13 protein-coding genes are annotated in these 11,378 nt (G+C 57.3%); 7 read left to right on the top strand and 6 right to left on the bottom strand.

The window, feature by feature from the left end; genetic code table 11:
- Positions 1 to 66 precede the first annotated feature (66 nt).
- Entirely contained in the window at positions 67 to 1,395 is a 1,329-nt protein-coding gene (gene creD, locus KSF73_09125; GenBank protein ID MBV1775876.1) for a cell envelope integrity protein CreD, read from the top strand.
- Here creD and KSF73_09120 read toward each other — a convergent pair.
- Positions 1,392 to 2,435, bottom strand: coding sequence for an AraC family transcriptional regulator (locus KSF73_09120; protein MBV1775875.1), 1,044 nt, complete (start codon positions 2,433 to 2,435; stop codon positions 1,392 to 1,394). The genes creD and KSF73_09120 overlap by 4 nt on opposite strands.
- 120 nt (positions 2,436 to 2,555) lie before the next feature.
- Between KSF73_09120 and KSF73_09115 the strand changes: the two genes are divergently transcribed.
- Positions 2,556 to 3,716 carry an alkane 1-monooxygenase gene (locus KSF73_09115; GenBank protein MBV1775874.1) on the top strand — a complete coding sequence of 387 codons (1,161 nt, stop codon included), beginning with the start codon at positions 2,556 to 2,558 and terminating at the stop codon, positions 3,714 to 3,716.
- A gap of 6 nt (positions 3,717 to 3,722) precedes the next feature.
- Here the strand turns inward: KSF73_09115 and KSF73_09110 are convergent, their stop codons facing one another.
- Positions 3,723 to 4,421, bottom strand: a complete 699-nt coding sequence (locus KSF73_09110; protein ID MBV1775873.1) for a Crp/Fnr family transcriptional regulator — start codon at positions 4,419 to 4,421, stop codon at positions 3,723 to 3,725.
- An 80-nt stretch (positions 4,422 to 4,501) separates the two neighbouring features.
- Between KSF73_09110 and KSF73_09105 the strand changes: the two genes are divergently transcribed.
- The 3 genes from KSF73_09105 (at position 4,502) to KSF73_09095 (ending at position 7,116) form a co-directional block, all read left to right on the top strand.
- Complete coding sequence (locus KSF73_09105; GenBank protein MBV1775872.1) at positions 4,502 to 5,026, top strand: DUF962 domain-containing protein; 525 nt, start codon at positions 4,502 to 4,504, stop codon at positions 5,024 to 5,026.
- 69 nt (positions 5,027 to 5,095) lie between these two features.
- Positions 5,096 to 6,613: a malonyl-CoA synthase gene (locus KSF73_09100; protein ID MBV1775871.1), complete on the top strand. Its 1,518-nt coding sequence runs from the start codon at positions 5,096 to 5,098 to the stop codon at positions 6,611 to 6,613.
- Between the two features lie 2 nt (positions 6,614 to 6,615).
- Positions 6,616 to 7,116, top strand: a complete 501-nt coding sequence (locus KSF73_09095; GenBank protein MBV1775870.1) for a GNAT family N-acetyltransferase — start codon at positions 6,616 to 6,618, stop codon at positions 7,114 to 7,116.
- Here KSF73_09095 and KSF73_09090 read toward each other — a convergent pair whose 3' ends face one another.
- On the bottom strand, positions 7,117 to 7,539 hold the full coding sequence (locus KSF73_09090) for a DUF4124 domain-containing protein (GenBank protein ID MBV1775869.1): 423 nt from the start codon (positions 7,537 to 7,539) through the stop codon (positions 7,117 to 7,119). It abuts the gene before it with no gap.
- Positions 7,540 to 7,864: 325 nt separating this feature from the next.
- Here KSF73_09090 and KSF73_09085 point away from each other — a divergent pair, with 325 nt between their 5' ends.
- Together KSF73_09085 and KSF73_09080 are read left to right on the top strand one after the other, a co-directional pair.
- Positions 7,865 to 8,791: a triacylglycerol lipase gene (locus KSF73_09085; protein MBV1775868.1), complete on the top strand. Its 927-nt coding sequence runs from the start codon at positions 7,865 to 7,867 to the stop codon at positions 8,789 to 8,791.
- A complete protein-coding gene (locus KSF73_09080; protein ID MBV1775867.1) occupies positions 8,791 to 9,720 on the top strand; it encodes a lipase chaperone in 930 nt (309 codons plus the stop codon). Before KSF73_09085 ends, KSF73_09080 begins: the two co-directional genes overlap by 1 nt.
- Positions 9,721 to 9,770: 50 nt before the next feature.
- On the opposite strand, the gene KSF73_09075 is transcribed toward KSF73_09080, so the two are convergent.
- The 3 genes from KSF73_09075 to KSF73_09065 form a co-directional block, all read right to left on the bottom strand.
- Positions 9,771 to 10,226: an SRPBCC family protein gene (locus KSF73_09075; GenBank protein MBV1775866.1), complete on the bottom strand. Its 456-nt coding sequence runs from the start codon at positions 10,224 to 10,226 to the stop codon at positions 9,771 to 9,773.
- Positions 10,227 to 10,315: 89 nt separating this feature from the next.
- Positions 10,316 to 10,729: a hypothetical protein gene (locus tag KSF73_09070; GenBank protein MBV1775865.1), complete on the bottom strand. Its 414-nt coding sequence runs from the start codon at positions 10,727 to 10,729 to the stop codon at positions 10,316 to 10,318.
- A complete protein-coding gene (locus tag KSF73_09065) occupies positions 10,726 to 11,307 on the bottom strand; it encodes a flavin reductase family protein (protein ID MBV1775864.1) in 582 nt (193 codons plus the stop codon). The genes KSF73_09070 and KSF73_09065 overlap by 4 nt, the downstream gene beginning before the upstream one ends.
- Between the last annotated feature and the right edge of the window lie 71 nt (positions 11,308 to 11,378).

The raw sequence follows: 11,378 nt of genomic DNA, 5'->3' as shown, positions 1-11,378 counted from the left end.
CACAGATTCTTCAATCTGGCTTGTCACACTTGCGTCATTCCAACGAACAACACAGAGGAGTGACGTGTGTCCAAGCATCTGACATTCAAATTTATTGCCATCGGGGTGGTTATGCTGGTGCTAATGATTGCGCTTGGCATGGTCGAAGGCATGGTGGCTTCCCGACGAGCCTATAAGACTGAAGCGCTATCTTCCATCGCCGATGGTGCCGCCGGCATGCAACGGGTGGAGGGGCTGGTATGGGTGCTGCCGTTTCGCAAGAAAGTGATGAATGCACCGGATGAACATGGCGTCCAGACCTATCACTGGGAAGAGCGGGAGTATCGCGTCCTGCCGGATCAATTGTCAGCAGACGGCGATATTCGTACCTACACCCGCAAGCGCGATATGTATCAGGCCCTGCTCTACCACGCCGACCTGACCCTGAGTGGCGACATCACGCTGCCCGATACCCGTGCCGAACGCAAAGACCCGAACATTATCTGGGGCAAGCCGTTTGTCGCGCTGGGGATCAGCGATATGCGCGGTATCAAGGAAATTCCCGTTCTGACCTGGAATGGCATAGATCACACCTTCGAGCCCGGCAGCAAGATGAAGAAGATCGCGACGGGTATCCATATCGATTTGCCCGAACATGATGGCGATGCGCGCACCATTCATTTTCAGGTCCGCCTGCCCCTGGAAGGCATGGACGAACTCTCCGTCGTACCACTGGGTCGTAATTCCGATCTGCATTTGAAATCGGACTGGCGCAGCCCGAGTTTTGTCGGCCGCTACTTGCCGGACGTGCGGGTGTTTTCGGCCAAGGGATTCGACGCGCAGTGGAAAACCAGCTGGATGTCCAACGGCATGAACGAACACTTCGAGCAATGCATGAGCGGTCAGTGCGATCAATACCGCGATGTGGCCTTGCGTACCCGCCTCTTCGAGCCAGTTGATGTCTACATGCAGACCGACCGCGCCAGCAAATACGGCATCCTGTTCATGATCCTGACTTTTGCAGCGTTTTTCCTCAATGAAATCATGCGCAAGATCAGCATCCACCCGGTGCAATATGGTCTGGTGGGTATGTCGCTGGCGATTTTCTTCCTGCTTCTGCTCTCGCTGGCCGAGCAACTGCCCTTCTGGCTGGCGTATCTGATCGCGGCGTCTGCCTGTGTCATCCAGAATGGCTTATATGGCGGCCATGCACTGGGTAGCCGTCGAGCGGGTCTGATTCATGCAGGCATGCTGGCAGGCCTCTATGGCATCCTCTATCTGCTGCTGTGCATGGAAGATTACGCGCTGCTATGCGGCACCCTGCTGCTCTTCGCCGCCCTCACCGCCGTGATGATGCTTACCCGCAAGGTGAACTGGTATGCGATTGGACGAAATGAGGTGCAGGAAGCGGCTTAACCACGCGGTTGTGCAGTCGAACTGGCGGTAGACGACATGGGGGACAATCCGTCCCCCTTTCGCATCTCCCCCGGCGTCATGCCAAACCAGCGCCGGAAGGTGCGGCTGAAATTGGACGTATCAACAAACCCGAGTCGATCCGCAATCACGTCCACCGCCAGCTGCGTCGTCCGCAGCCACCATTCGGCCCGCGCCTTGCGGCTTTCATCCAGCAGATCCTGATAAGTGCACCCTTCAGCTTTCAGGCGACGAATCACCGTGCGTGATGAAAGATGCAGGCTGGCAGCCATATCGTCCAGCGCGGGATAGCCCGTTTCAGCCGAGCCCAGACGCGCCGCAATCCGTGCCGACAAAGGCAGTTCCGATTCGATGTGCTGCTGTACATGCATATCCACCGCAGCGGTCTCATCCGACATCAGACACGGCCGCAGCAAAAAGGCTGCCGGAAACCGCCACGACAAAACGGGTGCCGACCAGATAATCGAGGCACCTGCAGCCGCCTGTTCATATTCATCCAGCCAGTCTGGCTGCGACCACGGTATCGCGAGCGTCACGCCCGCCAGCGTGCCGCCCAGATTGCTCTCGAATAGACGGCAAAACGCCGCCACCACGCCATCCAGCAAAAAGCGCCGCAATGGCCCCAGCGACATGCGTTCATGCACCAACAAGCGCACGCCGCCCTCATCCGGCATCAGCTCGAACGACAGCACCGGCATACGCATCCCGCCATAGCGTTGAATCACCTCCAGCATCCGTCTGGCATCGGGGCTAGCGACAGCTGCATAACCAATCGGGCCATGTGCCGTTAGCGGCAGCGCCCGCCCGAAGATCAGCCCCAGCCACGGACAGTCCGCAGCCTGTTCCGCCGCTGCAACGAGCGCCACGGTTGATGCCAGTCCGACCGGCAATCGGCGTTGCCCCAGCTCTCCCTCCGCCAACCCTCCCGCCGCCAGCACAGGCGCAAGCGCGACACCACGCTCGCGCAGCACATGGCAGAGCAGGCGGATGTAGGTGGGATGGATCACCGGAAAATTCAGCATGATTGTGCAATTTAAAGTCGACTTGTCACTTTATGACGATCAATTGACAGTTTCAACGGTGTTAGCAAAACGGGTGCATTTGCATACTCATGCTTACAACACCCACACTGGAGACATTCGATGGACATGCATCTCACCCCAGCAGATCTGCCGTACCGCGACCGCAAGAAATGGGTCTGGCTGGCCTCGCTGGCGGTACCGGCCACGGTTGGCGCCGGCCCTCTGCTCTACCTGCAATTTCATGCCGCGTGGATGCTATGGCTCCCGCTGCTGGTGATGTATGGCGTGGTGCCCATGCTGGACTGGCTGCTGGGTGAAGATCGCTCCAATCCGCCCGAATCCGCCGTCCCCGCGCTTGAACAAGTGGCTTACTATCGCTACATCACCTTTGCGCTGGTGCCGATTCTGGGCGCTGCGTGGGCGTTCTCGCTATGGTTTCTGGGTACGCAGACCTTACCACTGCATGGCGTAATTGCCGTGATTATCATCGCCGGTGGCATCGGCGGATTTGCGATCAATCTGGCGCACGAAATGGGCCACAAGCGTCCGGCGCACGAACGCGGACTGGCGCAACTGGTCCTCGCGCCTTTTGCATACGGCCATTTTGTCATCGAACACAATCGCGGGCATCACAAGCATGTATCCACGCCGGAAGACTCGGCCTCCTCGCGTATGGGCGAATCCATCTACCGCTTTGCGCTGCGGGAATTACCGGGCGGATTGATGCGCGGATGGAAGCTGGAGTGGGCACGCTGCCGCCAGGCCGGGCTCGCGCCATTGTCGCTGCATAACGAGCTGATCATCACCAGTCTGATTACGCTGGCGCTATGGACGGGGATGATTGTGTGGCTCGGCACCGCCATCTTGCCAATGCTGCTCGGGATCGCGGTCTGGGCGTGGTTCCAGCTCACCTCGGCCAATTACATCGAGCACTACGGTCTCTTGCGCCGCAAGCAGGACAACGGTCAGTACGAGCGCTGCCAGCCCCATCACTCATGGAACAGCAACCACATTTTTTCCAACTGGGCGCTCTTCCACCTGCAACGGCACTCCGACCATCACGCCCACCCGATGCGCCGCTACCAGTCGCTGCGCCATTTCGACAATCTGCCCACCCTGCCCAATGGCTATTTCGGGATGTTTGTCATCGCCTACCTGCCCCCGCTGTGGTTCCACGTCATGAACCCGCGCCTGATCAAGGCCGTGGGCGGCGATGCGTCGCGGATACATTTTCAGCCGGGGAAGGAGGCGGGGTTACGGGTGAGGTATCGACTCGCCTGAGGCCATTTATCTGGATTGAGATTGCAGCGCGTACATGTCCACAATCTCAATCTCCCCCCTGCTGCGCCTGATCGCCCCGGTTGACTCCAGCGTCTTCAGCGCCTGATTCACGGTTTGCCGGGACAGCGCCAGCATGGTGCCTAGTTGTTCCTGTGATACCCGCACCATGCGCTTGCTGGCGCCATCCAGCGCCCCGTAGCCGGTGGCCATCGACGCCAGACGCCGTGCCACGCGCTCGGTGGGTTCAAGCAGCAGCAAATCTTCCACTGCGCCAAAGAGAATGCGCAGTCGTTGCGTCAGTAATCGCCCCATGTGCCGCCAGAAATGCGGATGCGCATCCAGCAGCGCCTCCAGTTGATTCTGCGGCACATGTAGCAGGACACTCGCCACTTCAGCTCGCGCATCATGCGTCCGCACATTGCGATCGAACAGCGCAATCTCGCCAAACCACTGGGGTGCATCCAGCATCGCCAGCAAGGCCTCATTGCCTGACTCAGTAAGGCCAGACACCCGGATGCAGCCGTCCACGACGCAATACAGACCATCCGGCGCATCGCCACGCACAAACAGCGTCTCGCCCGCGGCCAACTGGCGCACCTGTGCGAGCGCCAGCAAGGCGGACTGCAATGTGTCCGGCAAGGAGGCGAACCAGCTACCGGTGCGCAACAGCGGTGCAAAAGTTTGTGCAGAATGGGATTGTGTCATTTTGGTGCTATGTCGGATTTTTGACAGACGATAGAGGTGGCTCCGCACCAGAATACAGAAAACCTCACCGGAGACACAATGTGAAAACCCTCGACGCCCATCTGGCCAACTACGCCGCCTACCACCGCGATACGCGCAATATCGCCACGCATTTTGTCGGGATTCCCATGATTGTGGTGTCAGTCGCCATTCTGCTGAGCAAGCTAACCGTACTGATCGTCGGCTGGCGCTTCAGTGCGGCGGCCGTGGTTGCGGCGGGTGCCAGTCTGTTTTACCTCAACCTGAATCGCCCGATTGGCATCCTGATGTCCATCCTGATGGCGCTCTCGGTCTGGGCAGGCTACGCTGCCGCAGCACAGGACACGCAAACCTGGCTGATGCTGGGTGTGGGTGGTTTTGTGGTGGGCTGGATCATCCAGTTTGTCGGTCATGTATTCGAGGGCCGCAAACCCGCCTTTGTCGATGATCTCACCGGTCTCATCATCGGCCCGCTGTTTGTGGCCTGCGAAGCGCTGTTCATGCTGGGCATGTGTCTTGAGTTAAAGGCACAGATCGAGGCTGTCGTCGGGCCAACCCGCTCGGGCAAGATCAGCAAACCTGCCTGACGCATCCGGTTTCCCCGCATCTGTGTGCTGTGATAGCGTGTCGCATCCCACGCAACGCACACAGATGCCATGTCCAACGCCAACCTTTTCGACCTCTTTGCTACCCGTTTCCCCAAAGAAGCCAATGCGCCCTGCCTGTACCTGCCGGATGGCAGCATCTGGACTTACGACGACCTCAACCGCACCGCCGCCCGACTGGCGAATCTGCTCATTCAACTCGGCCTGCAACCCGGTGATCGCGTCGCCGTTCAGGTCGACAAAACCGCTGAGGCGCTGGCGCTCTATCTGGCCTCGTTACGTGCGGGCACCGTCTTTCTGCCCATCAATCCGGCCTACCAGCGTCACGAGCTCGACTATTTTCTCAACGATGCCACGCCGGGACTGTTCGTGTGCGCACCGGAGCAACTGGCACTGGCAACCGAACTGGCGCAGGGTGCGGGCACCCCGCATGTGCTGACACTGGACGATACGGGCCACGGCTCGCTCATGGATGCAGCAGCAGACCTGCCCGATACCTTTGCAACGATTCCGCGCAACAAAGATGATCTCGCCGCGATTCTCTACACATCTGGCACAACAGGTCGATCCAAAGGTGCGATGCTGACGCATGGTAATCTCGCCGCCAATGTCACCACCCTTCACACCGCATGGCATTTCCAGCCCAACGACGTGCTCCTGCACATGCTGCCCATCTTCCATATTCACGGATTATTCGTGGCCTGCCACTGCATGCTACTCAATGGCTCGTCCATGTATTTCGAGCCAAAATTCGACCCCAAGCGTGCCATTGAGCTGCTGCCAAAGTCGACCGTTTTCATGGGCGTGCCGACCTACTACACGCGTCTATTGGCAAACGAAGCCTTTACTCGTGAGATCGCCGCATCCATCCGCCTGTTTATTTCCGGCTCGGCGCCGCTGCTCAAAGAAACCTTTACCCAGTTCACCGAGCGTACCGGCCATACCATTCTCGAACGCTATGGCATGAGCGAAGGCGGGATGTTCACGTCCAACCCGTATCTAGGCGAACGCCGGGGCGGCACGGTCGGCCAGCCTCTTCCCTGTACACAGGTGCGCGTTTTCAATGACGACGGATTGCCCTGTGCGACGGGTGAAGTCGGACACATTCAGGTCAAGGGTGACAATGTGTTTGCGGGCTACTGGCGCATGCCGGAAAAAACGCGTGAAGAATTCACTGCCGATGGCTGGTTCAAAACGGGCGACATGGGTAGCTGGAGCGACGATGGCTATCTGTCGATTTCCGGACGATCCAAAGATCTGATCATCACCGGCGGCCTCAATGTCTATCCCAAGGAAATCGAAGAGCTGATCGACGCCTTGCCCGGCGTGGTGGAATCGGCCGTCATCGGACTGCCGCATGCAGATTTCGGCGAAGCGGTCACGGCAGTCGTGGTTCGGGACACGTCTGCAGCGGGTGCCGCATTGAGTCCGGCCGACATCATTGCCACCCTTAAAGCCACGCTGGCAAACTTCAAGGTGCCAAAAGCTGTTCATCTTGTCGACGACTTGCCGCGCAACACCATGGGCAAGGTACAGAAGAATGTCCTGCGGCAGCAATTCGGGGGCTGACCATGCAATTTAGTCAGCTACCCGACATCCGAACAGAACATGTCTATCTGCGTCCGATTCGCGAAAGCGATCTGCAAGACTGGTTCGACTACCTGACCGTCCCTGGTTTTCTCGATCACACCAGCAGGGTACTCAAAGCGGTCTCGGAGCTGGTGCATGCGATATACGATCCGGCCAGCCATGCGGCCGATACACAAATTGGCTCCATCGGCTTTCATTCAGTTCAGCCTGCGCATTGCACCGCCGAACTCGCCTACGATCTATCCCGTAAAGCATGGGGTAAACGCACACTGGCGCAGTTGATTCCGCCCTTGCTCGATTGGGTACACAGCGAAGTCGGCATCATCCAGGTGCAGACGCATGCCCATGTGGATAATACCCGCTCAATTCACGTGCTAGAACGCGCCGGATTCATCCATGAAGGCACCTTGCACTGCCTGCGCATGGTGCGCGGCCAGCCGAGCGATTTCCAGCTGTACGCGCATGTCCGTACCGAGACTTAATTAGCAATAAATGCCGCAATCCCGCCAACACGCATTCATTGCACCTTCCCACTCCCGCGAATTACGAGAGATTTTATTGGTCGCACGGTAATGCTCAACGGTACGTTTGGCATTGCCGCACTCAATAGACTGCGCTTTGCGCTCGCGTTCTCTTCGATCTCGCTCCCAAGGATCGTCCTCGTATTGTGCTCTCGCTTGTGCTTGCACAAATTGCTGCCGCTCTACACGCTCTGCAGTTGCTCGATCATTCATTCGCCCTTCTCTACGATCAATCACATTGGGCACCAGATTGACCGTTTTCTCCTTTGACGTAACCGGGCACGGCGTCTGTTGCAGCGTGACTTTGCCCTTTTCTGTGCATCGATAAATCGTATCGGCGTAAGCCGAACTCAAACAAGCCATTAGCAAAAGATATTTTAGCATTCCTCTTCCTGTCCCAATTTGTCCGGTTTATTTAGATCGACTTACCGCCATTACATTTTGCCGCCAATCTACCGCTCCAGCAATTCACTCTATTCAGGGTCTGACTGGGATTTCGGCACCTAATTTCAAACGCCCGTTCGCACACTTTTGTTGCCGCAAAGTGACAACTCTTTGAATCCAAAATTGATTTAACCGAAAGACCTGCCAATACTCCATAGCAAGCGCTCAGTTCTAGTGAGCGCTAGATGGTGATGACAACCCGAAGATGGTTGCGTCACCTGGCCGGTTCAACACCGGCACACACACTAAAACTGGAGACAACTCGATGACACGCACCATCCGGCGCCTCGGCAGCGTCCTGCTTTGCTTCGCCCTGTCGATCCCTTCTTTTGCTGCAGGCTATACCCAAACCAAATACCCCATCGTTCTTGTACATGGCCTGTTCGGCTTCGACAAAGCACTGGGTGTCGACTATTTCAACGGCGTCGCCAGCGCGCTGCAAAAAGATGGCGCCAGGGTCTTCATCGCTGACGTTTCCGCTGTCAACGGCAATGCCGTGCGCGGCGAACAGCTGCTCAGTCAGGTCAAACAGATCCTTGCTATCACCGGCGCACAGAAAGTGAACCTGATTGGCCACAGCCAGGGCGCGCCAACCAGCCGGTACGTCGCTGCGGTCGCGCCACAGCTGGTGGCATCGGTCAGCACTGTGGGGGGAGTAAACAAGGGCTCGAAGTTTGCCGATGTTGTCGCAGGCACCTTGCCCAATGGCTCGATTTCCAATAGCGTCGCTTCCAGCATCGCCAACGCATTCGGTAGTCTGGTCGCACTGGTCTCTGGCCACTCAGGGCTTCCGCAAGACGCAAAAGCTGCGCTGTACGATCTGTCCACGCCGGGCATGAATGCTTTCAACGCCAAGTACCCGGCCGGTGTGCCGACAACGGCCTGCGGCCAGGGTGCCGCCGTCGCCAATGGCGTACGCTACTATTCCTGGAGCGGCAGCAGCACGCTGACCCATTTGCTGGATGCCAGCGATGCCCTGCTGGTGACAACTGGCCTGGCCTTTGGCGGCGAAGCCAATGATGGACTGGTCAGTGCCTGCGCCACTCACCTCGGCACCGTGATCCGTGACAACTACACCATGAACCACGCCGACGAAATCAACCAGCTCTTCGGTCTGGTCAGCTGGTTCGAAACCAGCCCGGTCACACTCTTCCGTCAACACGCCAATCGTCTGCAACAGGCAGGTGTGTAATGCGTTGGGCCGCCCTTGCAGTCAGTAGCGCTGCAGCGGGTGGCCTGATCATCTGGATGGTCAGGCCAGACGCCAACGCCTCCGCCCCGGTCGCCACCTTATCACCAGCGCCGCAACATGTTGCGGCAGGTGGTTCGCTCTTCGGTACCCGTATGGATGGGTATATTCGCAGCGAAGAGGGCGAACTGGTTCTCAGCCCCGAACTCCTGCGCCGCTTCGAGTACTTCCTATCGCAAAGCGGCGAAAAATCACTCGGCCAGATTCGCAGCGAAATCGAAGCTTCGCTCGATCAAGATCTTGCCCTATCCGCAGCCAAACAGGCCAAGGAACTGCTGGGACGCTATCTGTCTTTCCGCGAAGCACTCAAAGGCATCAAGCTTTCCGCCGATCAGTCGGGTCAGTCTCTCAGCGCATTGCAGACTCGCCTGCAACGCTACCGTGACACGCGGAAACAATTTTTTTCTGAAAAGGAAATTGCGGCACTGTTCGGCAGCAACGACCGTGAAGACGATCTGGCACTTCAGCGGGTTGCCCTGCGTAATGACAGCAGACTGAGCGACGCAGAAAAGCGGGCTCGCGAAGCTGCACTGGATGCGACCTTATCCGTGGCCGAACGCCAGCAGCGGGATGCTAGCATCAGCCATCTCTCTCTGGCCTCCGCCGTGGACAGTGCGCGCGCCAAGGGCGCTTCCACCGCGCAGATTTTTGAGATCCGCGCTCAGACGGTAGGTGCAGAAGCGGCACAGCGTCTCGCCGAACTAGACCGAGAAGAGTCTGCCTGGCAAGCGCGCATCGAATCCTATACCCAAGCGCGACAGCACGTTCTGCAGAGCGCCAGCACCGTCAATGCCGATACCGCACTACAACAACTGCGCGATCGCATGTTCAGCAAGGAAGAGCAGCTTCGCCTGCCCGCCTTCGAACACTGATTTTCAATCCACTCGCTCACTGGATCAGGCGCTTGAGGGCGCCTGTTTTTTTATTTCGCTTCGCCGCTCTTGGTTTCTACCCAACGCTTGAATGCAAGTAATCTGCGCGCCATATCCCGTCGATAAAGCCAAGCCACACATGGTTCGATGATGGAGCGAAGCCAAGCTGGGCGCGTTCTGAAGTTATAAGTGAAAGTCACTCGCGTACCACCCTCACATGATTTAAATGACCAGCTCCCGCTAAATCGATCAAGGATAAGCGGGCCTTTGATCATGGTGACAGCCGCCACACTTGGCGGAGTGAAGGAGACATACCTTGAGATCATCACCGCTCCCGATGTGCCTTTACAAAACGAATCCACACCGACATTTGCTTCTATTGCATCACCCAGCAGATATGCCTCTGACAGATACACATCCCACTCCAGTCGCCGCTGATAATCCTGAGACAAATGAAACAACTCTGCAGGTGTACTGTTGATGTCTGCGAATACGGAGACTTTCACAATTAAGCTCCATTCAAAATTCGAACCGGTGTTTTACAAACAATCAAACGCTGGCACCAAAACATCTCGCCTGGCCGCTGGCAACTTACTTACCCTGTTTGACGTACACACGCGTTCGGATACATGCAGCCCAATTTGTCCATTGTTCTTCCCCCGTATGAATCAAGTGTAAGCTGGCTCAATTGTCCTTGCTGCGAACGATGAAGTGCAATCCAGACAAAGGTGTCCTCCCCTTTCACCTGAGAAACCACCCAGAATGGCGCATGAATTTGCTCTGCAATTGAAACACATTGATCAGCAGCGGTACCATCCTCACCAAGAAACACTACGCCGCAGGAGTGGATCGATGCAGCAGCATGTGCCTCCATCGTTTTTGCGATCACATCTCGCCATTCCTTATGCGATAGCGTTGGGGCATTCCATTGCACCGTGAGTGAAATGCCGACTCCCAGCATCAGCAGGACAAGGGGTAAGGGGTAAGGTAAGTGCAAAAGGGCGGTCAAACATTGTTCGCCCCAACCCCAAACATCCCCCCACCCGACACAAACTTCCCAGCCCCCACATGATGAATCGTATGGAGATCGCCATTGCGCTCATCCACATTCCAGTGTCCCTCGCAGAAAATGCACGGGTCGGCTGCGGCCGATACCACTTCGGCAAAGCAGGTATCGTAAGCCTGTTCAGTATGCGCCTCGGGAATCAGCCGGCATTCCATCCACGCGGAACAACCTAACTCCAGCACTGGCACACCCGTCACCGGACCAGTCGCCGCGTCAATAGCATAGTGCGCAAATTTGTCGACATCCCGGCCACTGCAAGTGCCGACCGCGTAGGTCAGCTTTGCCTGCGCCACACCCGGAATGCACACCGCAAATACGCCACTCGCGGCAATCATCTCTTTAGTCAGGGTACGTTTATCGATGACGATCGCAATGCGCGGCGGGGTGAACTCGACGGGCATCGACCAGGCAGCCGCCATGATATTGCGGCGGCCATTGTGCGCGGTCGTCACCAGTACGGTCGGGCCATGGTTAATCAGGCGACTGGCATGCGCAAGGGCAACCGGAACAAAACAGGACATCGGCAACTCCATATTGAAGGATCGTTCGATTTAGTCGGTGAATTACGCAAATTTGCGTATTCAAGCGAGCC

It is taken from the genome of Burkholderiaceae bacterium DAT-1, from assembly GCA_019084025.1.
GTDB lineage: Bacteria > Pseudomonadota > Gammaproteobacteria > Burkholderiales > Chitinimonadaceae > DAT-1.
Note: the sequence above shows the minus strand (reverse complement) of the source record. Positions and strands in the feature narration are given on the sequence as shown.